The sequence below is a fragment of the Pseudomonas sp. Irchel s3f19 genome (assembly GCF_900187555.1).
Lineage (GTDB): Bacteria > Pseudomonadota > Gammaproteobacteria > Pseudomonadales > Pseudomonadaceae > Aquipseudomonas > Aquipseudomonas capeferrum.
In genome coordinates this window covers 13,689-36,741 of sequence record NZ_FYDW01000013.1, presented here as the reverse complement: position 1 = coordinate 36,741, position 23,053 = coordinate 13,689, and the positions used below count along the sequence as shown (strand labels likewise).

Here is a 23,053-nt window from a genome sequence, read left to right as displayed (position 1 = left end):
AGGTTAGCTGTAGGGCGGAAGGCTAAGTTGCCGTCTTTTATCGTTCAGGGAATGAAGACTGGGCTGACCTGTTGGTTATGGTTTGCTGGATAGATCCTGGGGCCGCTTTGCGGCCCATCGCAGGGCAAGCCAGCTCCTACAGGGCAGCGCAAGCCTTGTGGAAAACCCTCAGCGCATCGCCGCCAGCTTGATCCCGAACCCGACCAGGCACACCCCCGCCAATCGCTCGAACAGGTGGGTAATCCGCGGATTCGCGCGCATGCGTTCAGCCAGCTTGTGGGTCAACACCACCGCAATCAGCCCATACAGCAACGTCACCACCGCCACGGTCGCCGCCAGGAAGCCAAAGGTCACCAGCCCCTGGTGCTTCACCGGGTCGACGAACAGCGGGAAAAACGCCATGTAGAACATGATCGCCTTGGGGTTGAGCAAGGTGATCATCATGGTCTGGCGCAAGTAGTGGCCGTTGTCCATGCGGCTTGCACGCGGGGCGCCGCCGGGTTTGCTCAGCAGCATGCGCAGCCCCAGGTAAGCCAGGTACGCAGCGCCCGCCCACTGCACCACATGGAACGCGGCAGGGTAGGCGGCCAGCAGGGTGGCAACGCCGGCCACGGCCAGCCACAACAGCACCTGGTCACCCAGGATCACCCCGCAGGTCGCCGCCATGCCAGCCTTGATGCCGCCTTTGCCGGTCGCCGTGATCAAGGCAAAGTTGCCCGGGCCGGGGATGGCCAGGACGATGATGAAGGCGATGACGAACGCGCCGTAGTCGGTAACACCGAGCATGGGGAAACTCCTGTAAGCGTGCAGGTGCGAGGCAGAACGACAGACTATCTTCCGTGGCGGCCTACTTTTCAACTGTCGGTTAATGCTGCGATAACGCGACGTATTGTTACATCGCGGCCCGCACGACTTGGATCCAATGCCTTGGTTCTGTATGATCCGGGCGCCATCAGCACGATGGCCGACGATTCATTTAAAGGACTTTGTATGAAAAAGCTGTTGAAAGCCACTGTTGCTGTTGCTGTCGTTTCGGGCGTTGCCCTGCTGTCCGGCTGCACTGGCCAAGTCTACAACCAGCAGAAGAACTGCTCGTACGACTACCTGTTCCACCCTTCGGTTTCCATCTCCAAGGTCATCGGTGGCTGCGGCCCAATCGATAAACTGCCTCAGCCGCAGTAATCTTGGCGATACCCTGATCGCGCCGCTTGCGACGTGATCCAAAGACCCCGGCCATGCAAGTGGCCGGGGTCTTTTGTTTAACGGCTCACCAGCGCAGCGACACCGTGCCCAGCAAGGTGCGCTCCTCACCCCAGTAGCAACGCCCGGCGTTGTTGCAACCGGCCACGTACTCTTTGTCGAACAGGTTGCGGGCGTTGACCTCGACCGACCAGTTGTCGTCGAGGGTGTAACCCACCTTGGCGTCCACCAGCGTGACATCGCCGGTATCGAGCTTGCCGTACAGGCTGGCTGGGGTATAAGCGAATGTGCTGTCGAAATGACGCACGCCGCCGCCAATCTGCAAGCCCTTCAACAGCCCATCACGAAAACGGTAGGTGCTCCACACCGACGCCTGGTTGCGCGGTACCCCGGTCATCTGATGGTCTTCATACAGCGAGCCGGCCACGTCTTTGGTAATGCGCGAATCGGTGTAGGTATACGCCGCCGTGAGGTTGAGGTTTTCGCTCAGGTCGCTGTTGAGCTCCAGCTCCACGCCCTTGGCGCGGCTGGCGCCGATCTGGCGGTAGTCACCGACGCTTGAGTCGAACAGCACATCGTCCTTCTTGCGCAGGTCGTACACCGACGCGGTGAAGGCGGTGTTCCAGCCTTTGGGTTCGTACTTGATACCCACTTCGTACTGTTCGCTGGTGGTCGGGTCCAGCGGGCCGCTCTTGCTCTCGGTCTGCTGGGTCGGGGCGAAGGCAGTGGAGTAGCTGAAGTAGGGCGACAGGCCGTTTTCGAACTGGTACATCACGCCGGTCTGCCAGGTGAAGTCGCTGTCCCAGCTGTCCATGTCCGCTGGAACGTTGAGCGTGCCAGCCTTGTTGCGGAACTGGCTGTTGACCCGGTCCAGGCGCCCGCCGAGCAGCAGCACCCAATTGTCGACCTTGGTCTGCAACTGGCTGTAGAGGCCGTACATGGTCTGTTCGAGCAAGGCGTTCTGCACGTGCAGTGGCGTGCTTGGCTTGCCGTTCCACACCGGGTCGAACACGTTGATGGTGCCGCCGTTGCCGGCGTCCCAGTCCTGGTTGAACGAGGTGCGGTCAAGGCTCGCCCCCAACAGCAGGGTGTGCTCGAACGCGCCGCTGTTGAAGTGGCCTTCGAACTGGTTGTCCAGCGAGTAGGCGATGGACTTGTTGTAGCGGTCGTAGGCCTGGTTGCTCAGGGTGGTGCCGAAGCCGCCATTGTTGAGGCTGCCTGGCCAGGTCTCCTGGCGGTCGATGCGCGACTGCAGGTAACGCGAGTTCTGGCGGAACTGCCAGGTATCGTTGAAGCGGTGGCTGAACTCGTAGCCCAGGCTCCAGGTTTCGCGTTCGAAGTTGTCCCAGTCCGGGTTGCCGGACAACTGGTCCTTGTCGATCTTGCCATTGGGGTTGTGCAGCAAGGTGCCGGCGGCCGGGTAGCCGAGTTCCATCAGCGTGCGGTCGCGCTGGTAGGTGGCCAGCAGGGTGAGGCTGTTGAAGTCGTCGAAGTTCAGGGTCAGCGAGGGGGCGATGTAGAGGCGGTCATCGGGCTGGTGATCGACCTGGGTATCGGCGTTGCGGCCCATCATCACCAGGCGGCCCAGCACGTTGCCTTCTTCGTTCAGTGGGCCGGACACGTCGACGCCCAGTTGGCGGCGGTTGTGCGAGCCGTAGCTCAGCTGCACTTCGCCACGGGGTTCGGCGGTCGGCCGCTTGCTGACCAGGTTGACCACGCCACCTGGGGCATTCTCGCCATAAAGGATAGAGGTCGGGCCGCGGAATACTTCCACGCGCTCCAGGCCATAAGGTTCGCTGCTGGTGTCGTAGCGGTTGCCTTGTACCCGCAGGCCGTCGCGCAGCAGGCCGTAGCCATAGTCGGTGGCGTTGAAGCCACGGATGAAGAACAGGTCGCCCGCCTGGCCATCACCGCCGGCAAACGGTGGGGAGAAGATGCCCGGCACATAGCCGAGCACTTCGGTAAGGGTTTGTGATTGCTGGTCGTCCATGCGCTGGCGGGTCACCACCGAGACCGAGCGCGGCGTGTCGGCCAGGGCGCTGCTGGTCTTGCTGGCGGTGGCGCTGGCTACCGCGCGGTAGCCACTGTCGCCCTGGCCATTGCTGGCGACCAGGGTTGCGGCGTTGATGGCGGTGGCATCGAGTTGCAAGGCATTGCCGTCGGCGACCGGTTGCAGCACATAGCCGGCGCTGCCTTGCGGTACGGCTTGCAGGCCACTGCCTTGCAGCAGGCGGGCCAGGCCTTGGGCGACGCTGTAGCGGCCTTGCAGGCCCGGGCTGGTCTTGCCGGCGGCCAATGCATTGCTGCCGGCCAGGTAGATGCCGGCCTGGCTGCTGAACTGGTTGAGGGCGCCGGCCAGCGAGCCGGGGGCGATGTTGAAGGTGGTCTCGGCGCTGGCGGCTTGTTCGGCATGGGCCAGCGTTGCCGGCAGCATGAGGGGGGCGGCGGCGCATAGAGACAGTGGGGCGGCAAGCGCCAGGCGAAGGGCGGGGTGGAAGGGCGTCGGCATGCTGGTCCCTGGGGTGGATACGGTGAGTTGAAGGGGGTTGTGAGGGGGTAACCGAACGAGATTGGGAAAAGGGAACTGGGCGGTGGGGGTTTTTTGGGGGTTTTGGGGCTTTTGGGTGTATGCCGTTGTTTTTGTATTGCCCTTGAGATCGAGCGCCGCGCGGGCGGCGCTCGATCTCAAGGGCGCTGCAAACCTATCGGCATGCACCTGTCACCCCCACACCCCCTCAAGCGGGCTCCACACTCACCCACCATGGCGTCACCCGCTGCACCCGCACCGGCAGCGCCGCCTGCAACAGCTCAAGCGCGCGGTCGGTATCATCAAGCGGAAAAGCCCCCATCACCGACAACTGCGCCACCGCCGGATGCCACCCCAGGTGCCCATGGCGATAGCGCCCCAGCGTCTGCAGCAACTGCGCCAGAGGCATGTCCTCGGCATTCAATCGCTGCTGAATCCACGACTCGCCCGCACTCTGCGCCGGGCGCGCTGTGCTGATGCCCTGGGCACTGAAATCCACCTGCTGCCCGGCCTGGACGATAAGGCGCTCACCCCGCAGCGCAGTACAAACCTCGACCGCACCGGCATACACGTTCAACCGCGTGCTGTCGCCCAGTTGGCAGACCGCAAACCGTGTACCCAGCGCCTGCATGCGCCCTTGCGCGGTGTCGACGAAAAACGGCCGGCGCGGGTCGGCGGCGGTCTCCACCAGTATTTCGCCAAAGCGCAGCTTCAACACTCGGCTCAGCGCCGAAAATTCCAGGTCCACCGCACTTTGTGCACCCAGCCACAACTGGCTGCCGTCGGCCAGGCGCGTTACCCGGGTTTCGCCAATGCCGGTGGCAAGGTCGGCGCTCCAGCTCGACAGCGGCGCCCCCCGCCAAGCCTGCCAGCCCAGCAGCGAGCTGGCGCCGAGCACCAGCAACGTCTTGAGCCCCGTGCGCCGGCTGAAGCGGCGCGGGTCGTGCTCGCGCAGGGCGCGGCCCGCAGCAGCGCCTTCGGCCTGCAAGGGGGCGAAGCGTTGACCGACGCGTTGCACATAATGCCAGGCCGCCTGGTGGTCGCCGTGCTGGTCCAGCCAGCGCTGCCACTGGTGGCGCACCTGCGGGTCGGCGGCTTCGTCCTGCAGTTGCACATACCAGTGCGCGGCTTCCTGCAGGCTGGCGTGGCTGAGTTTCTGCGCGGGTGTACTCATGGCGTCATTCCACCAGCACGCCGTCGAGTTCGGCTTCAAGGATGGCGCAATGCAAAAACGCCTGCGCCAGGTACTTCTTGAGCATGCGCTCGCCAACGCCCAGGTGCGCGGCAATATCGCGGTAGGCCAGGCCATCGATCTGCGCCAGCAGAAACGCCTGGCGCACTTTGCCGGGCAGGCGCAACAGCATGGCGTCGACCTCGTGCAGGGTCTCGACGATGATCGCCCGCTGCTCGGGGGAGGGCTGCAATGCTTCCGGCTGCAACGCCAGCTGTTGCAACCAGGCCTGCTCCAGCTTCTGTCGCCGCCAGTGATCCACGCACAGGCCACGGGCGATGGTGGCGAGGTACGAGCGTTCACCACGCTCACCGTCGAACTGGCGGGGGCGGTTGAGGATGCGCAGGAAGGTGTCCTGCACCAGGTCAGCGGCATCGCAACGGCTGCCCAGGCGCCGGTACAAAAAGCCAAGCAACCAGCGCGAATGGCTGTGGTACAGGGTATGGATCGAGGTGTTCAACTCAGGTATCGAAACCACGGCGGCATCCGGCGCGAGCGCGTACTGGTGCGAATGAGAAATGATCGCAATAGTAGGGGCGGCGGAACAATACTGCAATCGGTGTCGTTCTTTCCCGTGCACCTGGGACAACCTGCCGCCTTGACGCGAACCCCCTCAATTTGTTTGTGCTGTCAATTGGGTTACAATCGGAAAAACGTTTCAGCGATGGCCGGTCAATTCGACCAACGGCTGAGCGTTCACTGTTTCTCTTGGCTGCTGACTCCAATGACCAATAACAAGCGCGCGCTGAAGGACAGAGAAATACAAGGCCCCGCCTAGGCCTTCCTTACGTGCTAACCATTGGAATCAATCAATGTTCAAGAAAGCTGGCAAGACCTTGCTGGGTCTGGCTGTCGCGGCGAGCGTCATGCAAGCGCACGCGGCAGAAACCAAGAAAGTCGACGTGCTGCTGGTCGGCGGCGGCATCATGAGTTCCACCCTGGCTGTCTGGCTGCACGAGCTGGAGCCGAGCTGGTCGATGGAAATGGTCGAGCGCCTGGACGGCGTCGCGGAAGAAAGCTCCAACGGCTGGAACAACGCCGGTACCGGCCACTCCGCGCTGGCCGAGCTGAACTACACCCCGGAAGACAAAGACGGCAACGTCAACATCACCAAGGCCATCGAAATCAACGAAGCCTTCCAGATCTCCCGCCAGTTCTGGTCGTGGCAGGTCCGCCAGGGTGTGTTGAAGAACCCGCATTCGTTCATCAACAGCACCCCGCACATGAGCTTCGTCTGGGGCGATGACAACATCAAGTTCCTCAAGAAGCGTTACGACGCGCTGCAGGCCAGCCCGTTGTTCCGCCCGATGCAGTACTCCGAGGACCACGCGCAGATCGCCAAGTGGGTCCCGCTGATGATGGAAGGGCGCGACCCTAACCAGAAGCTGGCCGTGACCTGGACGCCGATCGGCACCGACGTCAACTTCGGCGAGATCACCCGCCAGTTCGTTGGCCACCTGAAGACCCAGGACAAGTTCGACCTGAAGCTGTCCAGCGAAGTGCAGGACATCACCCGTAACAAGGACGGCTCCTGGCACGTCGAGTACAAGAACCTGAAGGACGGTACCGAGTCGGCCACCGACGCCAAGTTCCTGTTCATCGGTGCCGGCGGCGGCGCGCTGAAGCTGCTGCAGAAGTCGGGCATCCCGGAGGCCAAGGAATACGCCGGCTTCCCGGTGGGTGGTTCGTTCCTGGTGACCGAGAACCCGACCGTTGCCATGCAGCACATGGCCAAGGCCTACGGCATTGCCTCGACCGGCGCGCCGCCCATGTCGGTACCGCACCTGGATACCCGCGTGCTGGACGGCAAGCGCGTGATCCTGTTCGGGCCATTCGCCACGTTCTCGACCAAGTTCCTGAAAAACGGCTCGTACCTCGACCTGCTGGGCAGCACCACGCTGCACAACGTGTGGCCGATGACCAAGGTCGGTATCGAACAGTACCCGCTGGTCGAGTACCTCGCTGGCCAGCTGATGCTGTCTGACGACGACCGCTTCGAAGCGCTGCGCACCTACTTCCCTAACGCCAAGAAAGAAGACTGGCGCCTGTGGCAGGCCGGTCAGCGCGTGCAGATCATCAAGCGTGATGCCGAGAAGGGTGGCGTGCTGAAGCTGGGCACCGAAGTGGTGGCTTCCCAAGACCGCACCATCGCCGGCCTGCTGGGCGCCTCGCCAGGTGCTTCGACCGCGGCCCCGATCATGCTGAATGTGCTTGAGACCGTGTTCAAAGAGAAAGTGGCGACGCCAGAGTGGCAGGCCAAGATCAAAGAGATCGTGCCAAGCTACGGTACCAAGCTGAATGATTCGGCTGCGGCCACGCAGAAAGAGTGGAACTACACCGCTGAAGTGCTGCAGCTGGAGAAGCCGCCGGTGATCGACGCCAGCGTTGATTTCGGCAACGCGCCGAGCGAGCCGGTAGAAAGCAAGCCTGAGAACGACATGGCGCTGTAAGCCCCATTGTTGTAATCGAAAGCCACGGGGGTGACCTCGTGGCTTTTTTTTGGGTTCTTCACGCCATGTTGGGGAAGAATGGCTGCGATTTGTTCATCGGGAGATCGGGTGAGGGCGGCTAGGGGCCTGTCATGGGATGGGTGGAGGGGCGTATATCGAGCGCCGCCCGCGCGGCGCTCGATTTCATAGCCGCTGAAACTGCTATGGCGAGCACACGGCATCACCGCTGACGCAAAACACACTCCAGCAACCCAGGGAACCGTTCGTCGAGCATTTCGCTGCGCAGCGAATTCATGTGGGTAGTGCCGACGTTGCGCGTGTGCACCAGCCCCGCATCGCGCAAGACGCGAAAATGGTGGGACATGCTCGACTTCGGCCGCCCGCCGTCAAGCTCGCCGCAGCTGGCCTCCGCCACGCCCGCCAGGTGGCGCACAATCTCCAGGCGCACGGGGTCGCTCAGGGCGTAAAGCAGGCGCTCGAGAATCAGGTCTTCAGGGTTGGGATGTTTGTAGGCTCGCATGGTCGACATGATAACGGGCCTTTCAATTATTGCCATAGTTCGATTATGATCGAACTATCGTATTCAGATAACCCGGGAGCTTCTCCATGTCCGCATTGTTCGAACCCTACACCCTCAAGGACGTCACCCTGCGCAACCGCATCGCCATTCCGCCGATGTGCCAGTACATGGCCGAGGACGGCATGATCAACGACTGGCACCACGTGCACCTGGCCAGCCTGGCCCGAGGTGGTGCCGGCCTGCTGGTGGTCGAAGCCACCGCCGTGGCGCCGGAAGGGCGCATCACCCCCGGTTGTGCCGGTATCTGGAGCGACGCCCACGCCCAAGCCTTCGTGCCGGTGGTGCAGGCGATCAAGGCCGCAGGCTCGGTGCCCGGCATCCAGATCGCCCACGCCGGGCGCAAGGCCAGCGCCAACCGCCCCTGGGAAGGTGACGACCACATCGCCGCCGACGACGCCCGTGGCTGGGACACCATCGCCCCGTCGGCCATTGCCTTCGGTGCTCACCTGCCGAAAGTGCCGCGCGAAATGACCCTGGGCGACATCGCCCGGGTCAAGCAAGACTTCGTCGACGCTGCACGCCGTGCGCGGGATGCGGGTTTTGAATGGATCGAACTGCACTTTGCCCACGGTTACCTGGGCCAGAGCTTCTTCTCCGAACACACCAACCAGCGCACCGACGCCTACGGTGGCAGCTTCGAGAACCGCAGCCGCTTCCTGCTGGAAACCCTGGCCGCGGTACGTGAGGTGTGGCCAGAAAACCTGCCGCTGACCGCGCGTTTCGGCGTGCTGGAATATGACGGTCGCGATGAGCAGACCCTGGAAGAATCCATCGAGTTGGCCCGCATGTTCAAAGCCGGTGGCCTGGACCTGCTGAGTGTCAGCGTCGGCTTCACCATCCCTGACGCCAACATCCCGTGGGGCCCGGCGTTCATGGGGCCGATTGCAGAGCGTGTACGCCGCGAGGCGGGCCTGCCGGTGACGTCGGCGTGGGGCTTTGGTACGCCGCAGCTGGCCGAAGGCGCGCTGAAAGCCAATCAGCTCGACCTGGTGTCGGTAGGGCGTGCGCACCTGGCTGATCCGCATTGGGCGTACTTTGCGGCCAAGGAGCTGGGCGTGGATAAAGCCTCGTGGACCTTGCCGGCGCCTTATGCGCACTGGCTTGAGCGTTATCGCTGAGTTGCTGATTATTCAGTAGCCTGGGCCGGCCTCTTCGCGGGGCAAGCCCGCTCCCACAGCTACTCCGCTGGCCTTGAGGTTGGCAGTTACCTGTGGGAGCGGGCTTGCCCCGCGAAGAGGCCGGCCCTGATCAAAACCGATCCAAACGATAGGCCTCCATCTGCGGCCCTTTTTCCTGGTCGGCAAGCCGCCCCACCCATTCGGCCGTCACGGCCGCCTGGGTCAGCCCCAGGTGCTGATGCCCGAATGCCAGCAACACCCGCCCATCACACACACGGTCGATCACCGGCAATGAGTCCGGCAACGATGGCCTGAAGCCCATCCACGGCGTCGCGCCCTCGGCATCCAGGTTCTGCTTGAACAAACCCTGGCTCAGCCGATGCAGCTGCCATGCCCGCTGCATGCTCGGCGGCGCATCCAGCCCTGCGAATTCCACCGTGCCGGCCAGGCGCAAGCCGTCGGCCATCGGCGTCATGATGAACTTGCGCTCCAGTGAGGTCACGGCGAACGGCAGCCGTTGCTGCTCGCCAGGCAACATCAGGTGGTAGCCGCGCTCGGTATCCAGCGGCACCCGCTTGCCGGTGAGGGCTGCGGTAAGTGTTGCCGAGTGCGCGCCGCAACTGATCAGCACCTGGCGGGCGTTGAACGTGCCCTGGTCGCTGACCAGGCTGACCCCGCCGCCGTGCAACTGCCCACCTTCGACCTGCGCCCGGACGAAGCGCACCCCACTGGCCCTGGCTGCTTCGAACAGTTCGCAGACCACGCGGTACGGGTCGATAAAATGCCCGGTAGCGGGGAAAAACAGCCCACCTAAAAGCGCTGGGCTCAACTGGGGCGCCGCTGCCTGCACCGCATCGGCCGACCACCAGTCGACCGGCACGGCCTGCTGTTGCATGCGCGCCTGCAAGGCCACGAGTGCTTGGCGCGACTCGCTGCGTTCGAACACCAGCAACGACCCCTCTTCCTTGAACAGGTCGCTGCGCCCAATGGAGCCGAGCAACTGCTGCCACGCCGCCAGGCTGCCTTCGTTCAATGCACGGATACCGGCTACGCTGCGCTGGAACGGCGCCGGCCGCAGGTTGAGCAGCAGGCGGGTGAACCAGGGCATGGCCTTGGGCAGGTACTTCCAGTCCAGGCGCAGCGGGCCCATCGGGTCCATCAGCATGCTCGGCAGGCGCTTGAGGATCGACAGGTCGGCGATCGGGAATACCTGCTCGGTGGCCAGGTGCCCGGCATTGCCGTAGGAGGCGCCATGGCCGGGTTGCTCGCGGTCGATCAGCAGCACCCGGCGGCCCTGGCGGGCCAGTTGCAGGGCGCAGGCGACGCCGACGATGCCGGCGCCGACCACGGCGATATCGGTGTCGGCAGCGTTGAGTGGCTCGACCATGGCCTAGCCTTCCCGCTTGCCGTCGAGCAGCCGGCGCAGTTGCAGCGGGTTGCCGTGGCGCAAGGCCTCTGGCAGCAGGCCGTCAGGGAAGTCCTGGTAGCACACCGGGCGCAGGAAGCGCAGGATCGCCGCCGTCCCCACCGAGGTGGTGCGGGCATCGGAGGTGGCAGGGAACGGCCCGCCGTGGACCATCGCATCGCACACCTCGACCCCGGTAGGCCAGCCGTTGACCAGAATGCGCCCGGCTTTGCGTTCCAGGGTTGGCAGCAGCGCGCGGGCGCTGTCGAGGTCGGCCTCGTCCAGCTGCAGGGTGGCGGTCAGTTGGCCTTCCAGGTGCTCGGCGACCTGGCGGATCTGCGCGTCGCTATCGCATGCCACCACCAACGAGGCGGCGCCAAAGACTTCGGCCTGCAGCGCCGGGTCGGCCAGAAACGCGCTGGCCTGGGTCACGAACAAATGGGCCTGGCACTGGTTCGGGCCTTGCGGTGGCTGGCCGCTGGCCGCGACCTCGGCATTGCTGTTTTCGGCCAAGGCGCCGACGCCCGTTGCATAGGCGCTGAAAATACCGGGGGTGAGCATGGTCTGTGCCCCCGCGCGTTGCACCTGTGCGCTGGCGGCGGCGACAAAGCGTTGCAGCGCCGGCCCTTGGCGCGCTATCACCAGGCCAGGGTTGGTGCAGAACTGCCCGGCACCCTGGGTCAGCGAAGCGACGAAGCCTTGCGCCAGCGCCTCGCCACGGTTGTGCAGGGCGGCATCAAACAGGAACACCGGGTTGATCGAACTCATCTCGGCGTACACCGGGATGGGCTCCGGGCGTGCCTGGGCGGCCTGGCACAGGGCGATGCCACCGCTGCGCGAGCCGGTAAAGCCGACCGCCTTGATGCGCGGGTCGCTGACCAGCGCGATGCCCACTTCACGGCCCGCGCCGTACAACAGCGAGAACACGCCTTCGGGCAGGCCGCAGCGTTTCACGGCCTGTGCCAGTGCCTGGCCCACGAGCTCGCTGGTGCCTGGGTGGGCGCCGTGGGCCTTGACCACTACCGGGCAGCCAGCGGCCAGTGCCGAAGCGGTGTCGCCGCCGGCCACCGAGAAGGCCAGGGGGAAGTTGCTGGCACCAAACACCGCCACCGGGCCCAGGGCCACCTGGCGTTGGCGCAGGTCGGGGCGCGGCAAGGGCTGGCGCTCGGGCAGGGCGTTGTCGACGCGCACGTCCAGCCACTCGCCGGCACGTACCACGCGGGCGAAGGTGCGCAGTTGCGTGCAGGTGCGGCCGCGTTCGCCCTGGATGCGCGCCTTGGGCAGCCCGGTTTCGGCGACGGCGCGGTCGATCAGCGCATCACCCAGGGCCTCGATCTGTTCGGCGATGGTTTCGAGGAAGTGGGCCCGCTGTTCCACCGAGGTTTCGCGGTATTCATCGAACGCCGCCCAGGCCAGTGCGCAAGCTTGGGCCACGTGCTCGCCGGTGCCGCCGGCATAGGCGGGCTCAAGGGCTTGGTCGGTGGCCGGGTCGATGGCGCGGATCGCTTCGCGGCTGCCGGTCACGGCGCGCTGGCCGATCAGCAGGTTGCCAGTCAGGGTCATGGAGCCTCCTTTGGAGTCAGATTCGGCTTACCCTGCGGGAAAGCGCCCAACCCTTTCGGGCTGCGCCTTCACACAGAGAACAAGGGCATTCATTGTGGGAGCGGGCTTGCCCCGCGAAGCAGGCACCGCGGAGGATGGCACGGGCATAGCCCGTGTTCGCGGGGCAAGCCCGCTCCCACAGGGGTCACGCTTGAGCAAGACAGTTGCTCCCAGAGTTATCAGGCGACGTTCTGCTCGGCCGACCAGTTGGCGTACCACTGGCGGAACAACGCGTACTGCTGTTCGGCGTAGTTGCGCTGGGCGTCGGTAAGGGCGTCGGTCTCATTGAAGTGCAGGCTGTATTCGCGGTCGCCGTTCAGCACCATCAGGTGCTTGTAGTACAGCACCAGGTCGCAGCCTTCATCGAACGACGACAGCACTGCCAGCGCCGCTTCCAGTTCGCGGGCCAGGCGCCGGGCCTTGGCGTCGCCCTTGGAGGCCTGTTTGCTCAGGCCCACCAGTTGCAGCACCTCACGCGGCAGGGCGTTGCCGATACCGGTGATGGCGCCGGTGGCGTTGCAGTTGACGAAGCCATGCACCACCTGGGTGTCGACGCCGACCATCAGGGTCACGTCGTCGTCCTTGGAGGTGATGTGTTCGGCGGCGTAGCGCAGGTCGGCACCGCCGCCGAATTCCTTGAAGCCGATCAGGTTCGGGTATTCGCGGCGCAGTTCGAAGAACAGGTCGGCGCGGGTGGCGAAGCCGTAGTACGGGCTGTTGTAGATCACCGCCGGCAGCTTCGGCGCAGCCGCCAGAATGGCCGAGAAGTGGTGCTTCTGGGCGATCAGCGAGGCGCCGCGGGACAACACCCGCGGGATTACCATCAGGCCGGCGGCGCCGACTTCGGCGGCATGGGCGGCGTGGGCGACGGCCTCGCGGGTGTTCACCGCGCCGGTGCCGACGATGGTCGGGATGCCGGCCGCCACCAGGCGCGCCACGCCTTCCTGGCGCTCGGCCTCGGTCAGCAGCGGCCAGTCGCCCATCGAACCGCAGTACACCACGGCGCTCATGCCGGCTTCGATCAGCTCGCGGCCTTTGCGCACCAGGGCGTCGAAGTCTGGTTTGCGCTCGGCGGTGCAAGGGGTCATCAGGGCAGGCATGCAGCCGGTGAAGATGTTGTCGCTCATGGGTGTCACTCCTTGCAATATTCAGTAGGGGGGGCGAATAAAAGGCCTGGGCGGGTCAGATGCCCCAGGCGAAAGGGTCCTGTTCGTCGATCAGCAAGGTGCTGTCGGCGGTCATGTAGGCGCGGCCGGTGATGAACGGGCGAATACGCTCGCCTTCGCGTTCGTAGCGGCCCTGGAACTGGCTGCCGGTGATGCTCGCCTGGACCCAGGTCTGGCCCTCGTCGAGCTTGCCGTCGGCGGCCAGGCAGGCCAGCTTGGCGCTGGTGCCGGTGCCGCAGGGGGAGCGGTCGTAGGCCTTGCCGGGGCACATGACGAAGTTGCGGCTGTCGGCGTCGGGGTCATCGGCAAACAGCTCGACATGGTCGATCGGCTGGCCGTTCTCGCCGGTGATGCCCTGGGCCTCCAGGGCTTTGAGCATTGCCCAGGTGTAATCGGTGAGCGCCTCGACGTTGTCCATCGCAATGCGCTGGCCGTGCTCGGACACCAGGAAGAACCAGTTGCCGCCCCAGGCGATATCGCCGTGCACCACACCATGGCCCGGTACCTCGACCGGCACCTGCTGGCGATAGCGGTAGGCCGGCACGTTGCCTACGGTGACCGCGCCGTCTTCATGCAGGGTGGCGCTGACCTGGCCGACCGGCGTGTCGATCTTGTGCACGCCCGGTGCGATGAGCCCCAGGTGCTGCAGCGAGGCGATCAGGCCGATGGTGCCGTGGCCGCACATGTTCAGGTAGCCGGCGTTGTTGAAGAAGATCACCCCGCAGGTGGCGCCCTCCGACACCGGTGGGCAGTACAGCGCGCCCACCAGTACATCGTTGCCGCGTGGCTCCAGCAGGCAGGCGCGGCGCCAGGGGTCGTGCAGCTCGCGCAGTTCGTCGCGCTGTTCGGCCATGGTGTGGCCATTGAGCTGCGGGAAGCCTTTCATCACCAGGCGGGTCGGTTCGCCGCCGGTATGCGAGTCGATGACGTGAATGTGTTTCATGGGCATGTCCCTTGGGTAGAGGCCGAGGTCAGGAGGCGACGGCGGCAGGGCGGTGGCCCAGGTGGGTGTCGGCGCTGGCTTCGCTTTCATCTTCGCCATCCAGGCGCACCAGATGGGCCGGCACGCCGGTGGCCGCGCCCCAGTAGTAGATGCCCAGGGCGCAGGCCGCGACGGCCACGGTGTCGAGTGGATGGCCAATCACGCCCAGGCCACCGAAGCTGCCCAGCCAGGAGAGCAGGATGGTCACGGCATAGAAGCCGATCAGCCAGGCCGACGAGCGCACTTGCTGGCCAAGGGACAGGTGCTGGGTGGGCACGAAGCGGGCGCACAGCAGGTACAGCACGAACATCACGATTTGCAGGGCCAGCAGCCACGACACGGTGTTCCAGCCAGACCAGTAGACGATCAGCGCGGCGATGATGAACGACAGCGGGCCGAGTACGCTCATGCCCTTGACCCGGAACGGGCGCGGCATGTCAGGGGCGTTGCGGCGTAGCGCGGCGACGGTGACCGGGGCCACGGCATAGCTCAGCACCAGTGCCGCCGACACCACGTTGATCAGCGCTTCCCAGGAGGGGAACGGCAGGGTCCAGAACACCGACAGGGCGAAGGTCAGCCACAGGGCCGGGCGGGGGATGCCGGACTGCTCGTCGATGCGCGTGAAGAACTTGAAGAAGGTGCCGGTCTGCGCCCAGCCATAGATCACCCGCGGGGTGGCATTCATGTAGATGTTGCCGCAGCCGCTGGGCGAGATCACCGCGTCGGCCACCACCAGGTAGGCCAGCCAGCCCACGCCCAGGGCCAGGGCGATGTCACGGTAGGGCAGGGCGAGTTCCTTGGTCACCCCGGCCCAGCCGTTGGCCAGCATTTCGGTCGGCACGCTGCCGAGAAACGCCAGTTGCAGCAAGGCGTAGATCGCAGTGGACAGCAGCACCGAAAGAATCAGCGCAATCGGGATGGTGCGCTGCGGGTTCTTCACTTCACTGGCCACCGAGATGATCGGCGTCAGCCCCAGGTAGGCGAAGATGATGCCGCCGGCCGACACGGCCATTTCCACACCGGACAGGCCGTAGGGCGCAAAACCCTGGACTTCGAAGTTTGCCGGCTTGAAGAAGGTGAACAGCACGCCGATCACCAGCAAAGGCACGATGAACTTGAACACGCTGACCAGGTTGTTGGCTTTGGCAAAGGTCTTCACACTGCGGTAATTGAGCACGAAGAACAGCCCCAGCAGCGCGAACTGCACCAACCAGCCGAGCACGCTCGGGTCACTGGAGCCGGCCTTGGTCAGTTCGGGGAACCAGGCAGCGGCGTATTGGCGCGAAGCGACCACTTCGATGGCGATCAGGCTGGAGAAAGCGATCAGGGTGATGAAGCCCATCAGGTAGCCGAGCAGCGGGCCGTGGGAGTACACCGGGTAACGCACCACGCCACCGGCGCGGGGCAGGGCGGCGCCGAGCTCGCAGTAGACGATGCCCAGCAACAGCACGGCGAAACCGCCGAGGAACCAGGAGAGGATACCGGCGGGGCCGGCGATGGCCGAGACGTGGCTGGCAGCGAACAGCCAGCCGGAGCCAAAGATGGCGCCTAGGCCGATGAAGGTGAGGTCCAGCAATGACAGCTGTTTTTTGAATTTACCTGACATGGGTGCGCCTTTTTGTAGGTTTTGGATAGGCAGGTCTGATGTCACGAGATGCGGCTTTTGGGCCGCGCTCTTGTAGGTCTTGGGCGGCTTGCGTGGGGCATAGAGTGGACCGATCGGGGCGTCGGTTCTTGATGGTTTTCTGCAAGGGGGATGACGAAATCGGCACAGTTGCAGAAAAAGCTGGCGGCTGGCGGGGGCGGGCGGATAGGCTGGAAGCCATACCGGCTGTGGGCTGGCGAGGAGCAGTGACGCTTCTGGCGCCTTCGCGGGGCAAGCCCGCTCCCACAGGTGGTCAATAGCGTCGCCCCCGAGAAGCGAGATGACAGATCACCCCCTGGCAACCTTGTATCAGTGCTTCGACCCGCACCGCCCCGCCACCCTGGAGGCGCTGCTCGCCGGGGTCTCCCTGCTGCTGCCGATCCTCGACGCCATCCCCAACGCCGCGATCTTCATCAAGGACCCCGACGCCCGCTACGTGCTGGCCAACGACACCTTGGTCCAGCGCTGTGGCCTCAAGCGCCTGCAGCCGTTGCTGGGCAAGACCAGCGCCGAAGTCTTCCCGGCGCAACTGGGCCCCGGCTACACCGAGCAGGACCGCCGCGTACTCAAAGATGGCCTGGTGCTGCAAGACCAGCTCGAACTGCACCTGTACGGCAGCCGCGAGCCCGGTTGGTGCCTGACCCACAAGCGGCCGCTGTATAACCCGCAAGGCGCCATCATCGGCTTGGTGGGCATCTCGGTCGACCTGCAGTCAGCCGCCGACACCCATCCCGCTTACCAGCGCCTGGCCGCCGTGGATGAGCATATTCGCCAGCACTTTCACCAGCCGATCAGCATGGGTGAACTGACCCGCATCGCGGGTATTTCCGTGGCGCAACTGGAGCGCTATTGCAAGCGGGTGTTCCACCTCACGCCGCGGCAGATGATCCACAAAGCGCGCCTGGAGCATGCCCATCGCTTGCTGCATTCGGACCTGCCGATCACCGACGTGGCGATGCGCTGCGGCTACACCGACCACAGCGCCTTCAGCCGGCAGTTCAAGCAACTGACCGGCTTCACCCCGCGCCAGTACCGCCAGGCGACGGCGGCTCAGGGGGCTTGAAACAGGGCACGGGCCTCGTCAAAGCACTGCTCGGCAATTGCCGAACGTGGCTCGCTGCGGCGCAGCAGCAGGCCCACCGGGCTGTGGATGCTGGCATCGACGATGGGCAGTATGCGCATGTGGTCGCTCAAGTCTTCCAGCCCGCAATCGAGTGGCATGATCGCGCAGCACACGCCGGTGTTGATGGCCTGGATCAGCTGGAAGCTTGAGTCGCTTTCCAGCACGGCGTTGGGCTCCAGGCTGCGGCTGCGAAAACTCAGGTCCAGCGACTGACGGTAGTGCATGCCTTTGCTCAGCAGGCCCAGGGGGATCTCGCCGAGCTCCTCCCAGCGCAGGCTGTCGGCCTCGAACTGGAAGTGCCGGGTGTCGTGCAGCAGGCCCATGGTGGTGGTGCCCAGCTCGATCACTTCGAAGAAACTGGCGTTGACCTGGTCCAGGTAGCAGATGCCCAGGTCGAGCTGGTTGCGGCTCAGGCCATCCATGATCTGTTCGGTGCTGTGCGAGCTGAGCTGAAACTGCAGCTCGGGGTATTTTTCGCGCAGTGGCAGCAGCAATTGCATCGGGTTGAAGCTGGCCAGCGGCACCGTGCCCAGGCGCAGGCTACCGACCACCTGGCCACGGCAACTGGCGGCTTCGGCCTGCAGGCCGTCGTGGGCGGCCAGTAGGGTGCGAGCCCAGGCCAGGATGCGTTCGCCGGCCTCGGTAAACCCTTCGAAGCGCTGTCCGCGCTTGACCAGCACCAGGTCCAGTTCGTCTTCCAGGTTGCGCAGGCGCATCGACAGCGTCGGCTGGGTGATGTGGCACAGCGCTGCGGCCTGGCCGAAGTGGCGGGTCTGGTCGAGCGCGATGAGGAACTTGAGTTGCTTGATGTCCATGGGAGTGCCTGGCGTCTGGTTGTGCTGACCTTAACCAAGTCAGCGATAGATGTCATTGATCACCCGGTACGCCATATCGATTGGACGCCCCCAGGCCATGCCTCTAGCGTGGTGACAATGCCCTTTCAGGAGTAGCCCACGTGAGCGTCAAACCCGACGCGGTCTTCGTACCGCTCAATATCGCCGTGCTGACCGTCAGCGACACCCGCACCTACGACAACGACACCTCCGGCGAGCTGCTGGCCAGCCGCTCGGTGGAGATCGGCCACCGCCTGGTGGCACGGGCGTTGCTCAAGGACGACCTGTACAAGATCCGCGCCCAGGTCGCTACCTGGATTGCCGAGGAGCAGGTGCAGGTGGTGCTGATCACCGGCGGCACCGGCTTTACCGGGCGTGACAGTACGCCGGAAGCGGTTGAATGCCTGCTGGACAAACGTATTGATGGCTTTGGCGAACTGTTCCGGGCGTTGTCGATTCTCGATATCGGCACCTCGACCGTTCAGAGCCGCGCTTTGGCCGGATTGGCCAACGGTACCCTGGTGTGCTGCCTGCCGGGCTCCACCGGCGCGTGCCGCACGGCATGGGAAGGGATCCTGGCGGAGCAGCTGGATGCGCGGCACCGGCCGTGCAATTTCGTGCCGCACCTGAAGCCCGTCGAGGCTTGTGCCAGCCGAGGGTAACGGCCAGCCAGAAAGCAGAAAACCCTCAGCTCAATACATACCCCACCGGCTCCAAAGCCGGTGGCAGTGGCGTTACCCCCAACCCCGCCAGCACATCGCGCTCCACGGTACGCACCAGCGCATCGGTGGGCAGGTCGTTCTCATCCCGCCCGAACGGGTCTTCCAGCTCATTGCCAATCGCATCCAGCCCGAAAAACGTATACCCGACGATGGTGGTGAACAAGGGCGCCAGCCAGCCCAGCGGTTCGGCCAAGGCGAACGGCAGCAGCAGGCAGAAGATGTAGATGGTGCGATGCAGCAACAGGGTGTAGGGGAACGGCAGCGGCGTGCCCTTGATGCGTTCGCAGGTGGCCTGTACTTCCGACAGGCCCACCAGGCGCTGCTCCAGCACGCTGTAGCGCCAATCGCTGATCTGTTGTTGCTCGGCCAGCCGCGAACAGTGCCCGCCAATCTCGCTCAGGATGCTGTTGCACACGTTATGCGGGCTGATTGCAGCCGGGCTGGCCAGCCAAGGTCGGGCAGCGGCCAGGTCATCCTCGTTGCGCAGCCGGGCATTGAGCGCATGGGCAAAGCCGCACAGGTTGCGCAGCAGCTCGGCACGCAGCGCCGGGTCGGCGATCACCATACTCTCGCGCACGAATGAACGGGTCTCGATGATCAGCTTGCCCCAGGCCTTGCGGCCCTCCCACCAGCGGTCGTAGCAGGCGTTGTTGCGAAAACTCATGAAAATCGACAGCGACAGGCCGAGCAAGGTGAACGGAGTGGCGCTGACCGGGTAGAAGAACGCCGGGAAATGCCGCTCGACCAGCACGATCAGCGCGGCCAGCACGGTGACCATCAGGCAGCGCAGGGCAATGCGCTTGACGATCGAACCCTTGAGGGTGAACAGCACGCGCAGCACATCGGGGCGGGGGTGGACGATCATGGAAATCCAGAGGCAGCCAATCAGCCGCCGGTCATGTTCATGAAGCGCAGAATCTGCACCTCACCGCCCACTTCGAAGTGATGGCGGTAGGGCTTGAGGTGCAGCGAGTCGCGGATGGCTTTTTCCAGCCGCGCGGCATCGCCAGGGTGGGCACGCAGGACCTGTTTCAGGTCCACCGAATGCTCGTTGCCCAGGCACAGCAGCAGGCGGCCTTCGACGGTCAGGCGCACGCGGTTGCAAGTGGCGCAGAAGTTGTGGCTGTGCGGCGAAATGAAGCCCACCCGGGTGTGTGCCGCTTCGGCCAGGCGCCAGTAACGGGCCGGGCCTTGGGACGACTCGGTGGACTCGATCAGGGTGAACTGCTCGGCCAGGCGGTCACGCACCTGGTCGCTGGAGTAGAACGACTCACCGCGCTGGTGTTCGCTGATTTCACCCAGGGGCATTTCTTCGATGAAGGTGATGTCCAGCTCGCGGTCGATGGCAAAGCGCACCAGGTCGACCAGCTCGTCATCGTTGCGGCCTTTGAGCACCACGCAGTTGAGTTTGGTCTTTTCAAAGCCTGCCTTGCGTGCGGCGTCGATGCCGGCGATGACCTGGTTGAGGTCGCCGGTGCGGGTCAGCTGCTTGAAGCGCCCGGCGTCCAGGCTGTCGAGGCTGATGTTCAGGCGCGATACGCCGGCGTCGAACAGCGGCTGGGCCAGGCGCCCGAGCTGCGAGCCGTTGCTGGTCAGGCACAGTTCGCGCAGGCCGGGCAGGGCGGCGATGCGCCCACACAGCTCGACGATGCCCTGGCGTACCAGCGGCTCGCCCCCGGTCAGGCGGATTTTGCGGGTGCCCAGGGCGACGAAGCGCTCGGCCACCTGGAACAGTTCTTCGAGGCTGAGGATCTGCTGGCGTGGCAGAAACTGCATGTCTTCGGCCATGCAGTAGACGCAGCGGAAGTCGCAGCGGTCGGTGACCGACATACGCAGGTAGTCGATTTTCCGGTTGAAGCCGTCGATCAGGGCCCGGCTGTTCTGTTCCACGATTGTGCTCGAATGGGTTGGACTCATCTCCAAGCTATAACCTGGGTGCACCCCCGTCAAATTGCTTTCCCCGACCGAATGATCAATATGCTCTATCACGGCTGCTGGGCCAGCCCCCCATGATCGAAACGGCTTATCACGCCGTAAGATCTTTCGATTGGACGCCCCCACCCCACGCTCAATAGTCTGGAAAAAACACCGAGCGTGAGGATTCACCGCATGAGCCAGGACGAACACATCAGGGACTACAAAGGCGCCGCCGCCGGCTGGGGTGCGCTCAAGAGCGTGACCAAAAGCTGGCTGGGCAGCGAAAACGCCTTCAAGAACCTGCGGGCCATGCTCAAGACCAACCAGAACGGCGGCTTCGACTGCCCAGGCTGCGCCTGGGGCGAGTCGCCGGAAAACGACATGGTCAAGTTCTGCGAGAACGGCGCCAAGGCGGTCAACTGGGAGGCTACCGGCCGCTCGGTAGACCCGGCATTCTTCGCCAAATACAGCGTCAGCGCGCTGGCCGAGCAGACCGACTACTGGCTCGAATTCCAAGGCCGGCTGACCCACCCGATGCGCTACGACGCGGCCACCGACCACTACGTCGAAACCTCCTGGGAAGACGCCTTCGCCCTGATCGCCCAGCACCTGCAGGCACTGGACTCGCCCGATCAGGCCGAGTTCTACACCTCGGGGCGGGCCAGCAACGAAGCGGCGTTCCTGTACCAACTGTTCGTCCGCGCCTACGGCACCAACAACTTCCCCGACTGCTCGAACATGTGCCACGAGGCCAGCGGGGTGGGCATGTCGGAAACCCTCGGCGTGGGCAAGGGCACGGTGGTGTTCCATGACCTGGAGCTGGCCGACGCCATCTTCGTCATCGGCCAGAACCCCGGCACCAACCACCCGCGCATGCTCGAACCGCTGCGCGAGGCGGTCAAGCGGGGCGCCCAGGTGGTCTGCTTCAACCCGCTGAAAGAGCGTGGCCTGGAACGGTTCCAGCACCCGCAGCACCCATTCGAGATGCTCAGCAACGGCTCCGAGCCGACCAACACCGCTTACTTCCGCCCGGCCCTGGGCGGCGACATGGCGGCCATGCGCGGCATCGCCAAGTACCTGCTGCAGTGGGAGCGCGAGGCCCAGGCCAAGGGTGAGCCGGCCGTGTTCGACCATGCCTTCATCGTCGAGCACACCAGTGGCGTCGATGCCTACCTGGCGGCGGTGGATGCCACCGCCTGTGCGCATATCGTCGAGCAGTCGGGGCTGACCCAGGCCGAGATCGAGTTGGCCGCGCGCATGTACCGCAAGGCCGAACGGGTCATCATGTGCTGGGCCATGGGCATCACCCAGCACCGCCATTCGGTGGCCACCGTGCAGGAAATCGTCAACCTGCAGCTGCTGCGCGGCAACGTGGGCAAACCGGGTGCCGGCCTGTCGCCGGTGCGTGGCCATAGCAACGTGCAAGGCGACCGCACCATGGGCATCGACGAGAAGCCCAAGGCCGGCTTGCTCGACGCCCTGGAAGAACGCTTCCAGTTCCGTGTGCCACGTGCCCACGGGCATAACGCGGTGCTGGCGATCAAAGCCATGGAAGAAGGGCAGGCCAAGGTCTTCATCGCCCTGGGCGGCAACTTCGCCCAGGCCACGCCGGACACCCCGCGCACTCATGCGGCCCTGCGCAATTGCGCACTGACCGTGCAGATTTCCACCAAGCTCAACCGCTCGCACCTGGTCACCGGCCGCGATGCGCTGATTCTGCCGTGCCTGGGCCGTACCGAAATCGACCTGCAGGCCAGCGGGCCGCAGGGTGTCACCGTGGAGGACACCTTCAGCATGGTGCACATCTCCCACGGCCAGCTGCGCCCACGTTCGCCGCACCTGCGTTCGGAGCCGGCGATCGTTGCCGGCATGGCCCAGGCGACCTTGGGCAAGAAGCCGATCGACTGGGAATACGCCATTGCCGACTACGGCCGCATCCGCAGCATGATCGCTGACGTGATCCCGGGTTTTGCCGACTTCAATGCGCGCCTGCAGCACCCGGGTGGGTTCCACCTGGGCAACAATGCGGCGGATCGCAACTGGCGCACCGCGACCGGCAAGGCGCGTTTCAGTGCCAGCCAGTTGCCGGAGCAACTGGTCAATGCCCAGGTGCTGGCCCGTGGCGACAAACCGGACCTGATCCTGCAGACCTTGCGTTCGCACGACCAGTACAACACCACGCTGTATGGCCTGGACGACCGCTACCGCGGGGTGTTCGGCCTGCGCGAGGTGGTCTTCGTCAATGAGGCCGACATTCGCCGCCTGGGCTTTGAGCCCGGCGAGCATGTTGACCTGGTGTCGCTGTGGGAGGATGGTCGCGAGCGGCGGGTGTCGGGGTTCCGCCTGGTGGCGTATGACGTGCCCGAGGGGCAGGCGGCGGCCTATTACCCGGAGACCAATCCGTTGGTGCCGCTGGAGAGTTATGGCGAGGGGACGTATACGCCGACGTCGAAGTTTGTGGCCATCAAGCTAGAGAAGGCCAAGGCCGGGAACCGGATCGAGGCGGTGTTGGCGGCGGATTGATCGGTGGCCTGGAAGGGCCTCCAGCATCC

The 23,053-nt window shown here is 64.7% G+C and carries 19 protein-coding genes; 6 read left to right on the top strand and 13 right to left on the bottom strand.

Going from position 1 to position 23,053, the window contains the following annotated elements; genetic code table 11:
* Positions 1 to 168: 168 nt before the first annotated feature.
* Positions 169 to 786, bottom strand: coding sequence for a LysE family transporter (locus tag CKW22_RS22655; protein ID WP_047583238.1), 618 nt, complete (start codon positions 784 to 786; stop codon positions 169 to 171).
* Positions 787 to 990: 204 nt separating this feature from the next.
* On the opposite strand from CKW22_RS22655, the gene CKW22_RS22650 reads away from it, so the two are divergent.
* Entirely contained in the window at positions 991 to 1,182 is a 192-nt protein-coding gene (locus CKW22_RS22650; RefSeq protein WP_027594641.1) for a DUF4223 family protein, read from the top strand.
* An 85-nt stretch (positions 1,183 to 1,267) separates the two neighbouring features.
* On the opposite strand, the gene CKW22_RS22645 is transcribed toward CKW22_RS22650, so the two are convergent.
* From CKW22_RS22645 to CKW22_RS22635, 3 genes are all read right to left on the bottom strand, one after another.
* A complete protein-coding gene (locus CKW22_RS22645; RefSeq protein WP_095065171.1) occupies positions 1,268 to 3,709 on the bottom strand; it encodes a TonB-dependent siderophore receptor in 2,442 nt (813 codons plus the stop codon).
* A 226-nt stretch (positions 3,710 to 3,935) separates the two neighbouring features.
* The gene (locus tag CKW22_RS22640) at positions 3,936 to 4,901 is read right to left on the bottom strand and encodes a FecR domain-containing protein (RefSeq protein WP_033699801.1); all 966 of its coding nucleotides are present in this window, start codon (positions 4,899 to 4,901) and stop codon (positions 3,936 to 3,938) included.
* A 4-nt stretch (positions 4,902 to 4,905) separates the two neighbouring features.
* Complete coding sequence (locus tag CKW22_RS22635) at positions 4,906 to 5,436, bottom strand: sigma-70 family RNA polymerase sigma factor (protein ID WP_095065169.1); 531 nt, start codon at positions 5,434 to 5,436, stop codon at positions 4,906 to 4,908.
* A gap of 334 nt (positions 5,437 to 5,770) precedes the next feature.
* On the opposite strand from CKW22_RS22635, the gene mqo reads away from it, so the two are divergent.
* A complete protein-coding gene (gene mqo, locus CKW22_RS22630; RefSeq protein WP_033699799.1) occupies positions 5,771 to 7,408 on the top strand; it encodes a malate dehydrogenase (quinone) in 1,638 nt (545 codons plus the stop codon).
* 220 nt (positions 7,409 to 7,628) lie between these two features.
* Here mqo and CKW22_RS22625 read toward each other — a convergent pair whose 3' ends face one another.
* Positions 7,629 to 7,964 (bottom strand): helix-turn-helix transcriptional regulator, encoded by a 336-nt coding sequence (locus CKW22_RS22625; protein WP_033699797.1) that lies wholly within the window; start codon positions 7,962 to 7,964, stop codon positions 7,629 to 7,631.
* 50 nt (positions 7,965 to 8,014) lie between these two features.
* Here CKW22_RS22625 and xenA point away from each other — a divergent pair, with 50 nt between their 5' ends.
* A complete protein-coding gene (gene xenA, locus CKW22_RS22620) occupies positions 8,015 to 9,106 on the top strand; it encodes a xenobiotic reductase XenA (RefSeq protein ID WP_033699795.1) in 1,092 nt (363 codons plus the stop codon).
* Positions 9,107 to 9,236: 130 nt separating this feature from the next.
* Here the strand turns inward: xenA and CKW22_RS22615 are convergent, their stop codons facing one another.
* The 5 genes from CKW22_RS22615 to CKW22_RS22590 all read right to left on the bottom strand — a co-directional run bounded on the left by CKW22_RS22615 (position 9,237) and on the right by CKW22_RS22590 (position 15,867).
* A complete protein-coding gene (locus CKW22_RS22615; protein ID WP_047583237.1) occupies positions 9,237 to 10,493 on the bottom strand; it encodes an FAD-binding oxidoreductase in 1,257 nt (418 codons plus the stop codon).
* Positions 10,494 to 10,496: 3 nt separating this feature from the next.
* Complete coding sequence (locus tag CKW22_RS22610; RefSeq protein ID WP_033699793.1) at positions 10,497 to 12,074, bottom strand: aldehyde dehydrogenase (NADP(+)); 1,578 nt, start codon at positions 12,072 to 12,074, stop codon at positions 10,497 to 10,499.
* 218 nt (positions 12,075 to 12,292) lie between these two features.
* Complete coding sequence (locus CKW22_RS22600) at positions 12,293 to 13,240, bottom strand: dihydrodipicolinate synthase family protein (RefSeq protein WP_095065167.1); 948 nt, start codon at positions 13,238 to 13,240, stop codon at positions 12,293 to 12,295.
* 55 nt (positions 13,241 to 13,295) lie between these two features.
* Positions 13,296 to 14,222 carry a 4-hydroxyproline epimerase gene (locus CKW22_RS22595; RefSeq protein WP_033699791.1) on the bottom strand — a complete coding sequence of 309 codons (927 nt, stop codon included), beginning with the start codon at positions 14,220 to 14,222 and terminating at the stop codon, positions 13,296 to 13,298.
* Positions 14,223 to 14,250: 28 nt separating this feature from the next.
* Complete coding sequence (locus CKW22_RS22590; protein WP_047583235.1) at positions 14,251 to 15,867, bottom strand: APC family permease; 1,617 nt, start codon at positions 15,865 to 15,867, stop codon at positions 14,251 to 14,253.
* Between the two features lie 319 nt (positions 15,868 to 16,186).
* On the opposite strand from CKW22_RS22590, the gene CKW22_RS22585 reads away from it, so the two are divergent.
* Entirely contained in the window at positions 16,187 to 16,969 is a 783-nt protein-coding gene (locus tag CKW22_RS22585; RefSeq protein ID WP_033699787.1) for an AraC family transcriptional regulator, read from the top strand.
* Here CKW22_RS22585 and CKW22_RS22580 read toward each other — a convergent pair.
* Positions 16,957 to 17,844, bottom strand: a complete 888-nt coding sequence (locus CKW22_RS22580; protein ID WP_033699786.1) for a LysR family transcriptional regulator — start codon at positions 17,842 to 17,844, stop codon at positions 16,957 to 16,959. The two genes, CKW22_RS22585 and CKW22_RS22580, sit on opposite strands and share 13 nt — an antisense overlap.
* Before the next feature lie 140 nt (positions 17,845 to 17,984).
* Here CKW22_RS22580 and moaB point away from each other — a divergent pair, with 140 nt between their 5' ends.
* Entirely contained in the window at positions 17,985 to 18,524 is a 540-nt protein-coding gene (gene moaB, locus CKW22_RS22575) for a molybdenum cofactor biosynthesis protein B (RefSeq protein WP_033699785.1), read from the top strand.
* A 25-nt stretch (positions 18,525 to 18,549) separates the two neighbouring features.
* Here moaB and CKW22_RS22570 read toward each other — a convergent pair whose 3' ends face one another.
* On the bottom strand, positions 18,550 to 19,449 hold the full coding sequence (locus CKW22_RS22570; protein ID WP_095065165.1) for a bestrophin family protein: 900 nt from the start codon (positions 19,447 to 19,449) through the stop codon (positions 18,550 to 18,552).
* 20 nt (positions 19,450 to 19,469) lie between these two features.
* Positions 19,470 to 20,474, bottom strand: coding sequence for a GTP 3',8-cyclase MoaA (gene moaA / locus CKW22_RS22565; protein ID WP_033699783.1), 1,005 nt, complete (start codon positions 20,472 to 20,474; stop codon positions 19,470 to 19,472).
* A gap of 219 nt (positions 20,475 to 20,693) precedes the next feature.
* Here moaA and CKW22_RS22560 point away from each other — a divergent pair, with 219 nt between their 5' ends.
* On the top strand, positions 20,694 to 23,024 hold the full coding sequence (locus CKW22_RS22560) for an FdhF/YdeP family oxidoreductase (protein WP_095065163.1): 2,331 nt from the start codon (positions 20,694 to 20,696) through the stop codon (positions 23,022 to 23,024).
* Positions 23,025 to 23,053: the final 29 nt, after the last annotated feature.

Excerpts from the sequence above, each read along its gene's own strand:
- CKW22_RS22595 (WP_033699791.1), bottom strand. The coding sequence starts at position 14,222 with ATGAAACACATTCACGTCATCGACTCGCATACCGGCGGCGAACCGACC.
- mqo (WP_033699799.1), top strand. The coding sequence starts at position 5,771 with ATGTTCAAGAAAGCTGGCAAGACCTTGCTGGGTCTGGCTGTCGCGGCG.
- CKW22_RS22585 (WP_033699787.1), top strand. The coding sequence starts at position 16,187 with ATGACAGATCACCCCCTGGCAACCTTGTATCAGTGCTTCGACCCGCAC.
- CKW22_RS22610 (WP_033699793.1), bottom strand. The coding sequence starts at position 12,074 with ATGACCCTGACTGGCAACCTGCTGATCGGCCAGCGCGCCGTGACCGGC.
- CKW22_RS22590 (WP_047583235.1), bottom strand. The coding sequence starts at position 15,867 with ATGTCAGGTAAATTCAAAAAACAGCTGTCATTGCTGGACCTCACCTTC.
- CKW22_RS22570 (WP_095065165.1), bottom strand. The coding sequence starts at position 19,449 with ATGATCGTCCACCCCCGCCCCGATGTGCTGCGCGTGCTGTTCACCCTC.
- xenA (WP_033699795.1), top strand. The coding sequence starts at position 8,015 with ATGTCCGCATTGTTCGAACCCTACACCCTCAAGGACGTCACCCTGCGC.
- CKW22_RS22650 (WP_027594641.1), top strand. The coding sequence starts at position 991 with ATGAAAAAGCTGTTGAAAGCCACTGTTGCTGTTGCTGTCGTTTCGGGC.
- CKW22_RS22600 (WP_095065167.1), bottom strand. The coding sequence starts at position 13,240 with ATGAGCGACAACATCTTCACCGGCTGCATGCCTGCCCTGATGACCCCT.
- CKW22_RS22580 (WP_033699786.1), bottom strand. The coding sequence starts at position 17,844 with ATGGACATCAAGCAACTCAAGTTCCTCATCGCGCTCGACCAGACCCGC.
- CKW22_RS22640 (WP_033699801.1), bottom strand. The coding sequence starts at position 4,901 with ATGAGTACACCCGCGCAGAAACTCAGCCACGCCAGCCTGCAGGAAGCC.
- CKW22_RS22615 (WP_047583237.1), bottom strand. The coding sequence starts at position 10,493 with ATGGTCGAGCCACTCAACGCTGCCGACACCGATATCGCCGTGGTCGGC.
- CKW22_RS22645 (WP_095065171.1), bottom strand. The coding sequence starts at position 3,709 with ATGCCGACGCCCTTCCACCCCGCCCTTCGCCTGGCGCTTGCCGCCCCA.
- CKW22_RS22655 (WP_047583238.1), bottom strand. The coding sequence starts at position 786 with ATGCTCGGTGTTACCGACTACGGCGCGTTCGTCATCGCCTTCATCATC.
- CKW22_RS22560 (WP_095065163.1), top strand. The coding sequence starts at position 20,694 with ATGAGCCAGGACGAACACATCAGGGACTACAAAGGCGCCGCCGCCGGC.
- CKW22_RS22625 (WP_033699797.1), bottom strand. The coding sequence starts at position 7,964 with ATGGCAATAATTGAAAGGCCCGTTATCATGTCGACCATGCGAGCCTAC.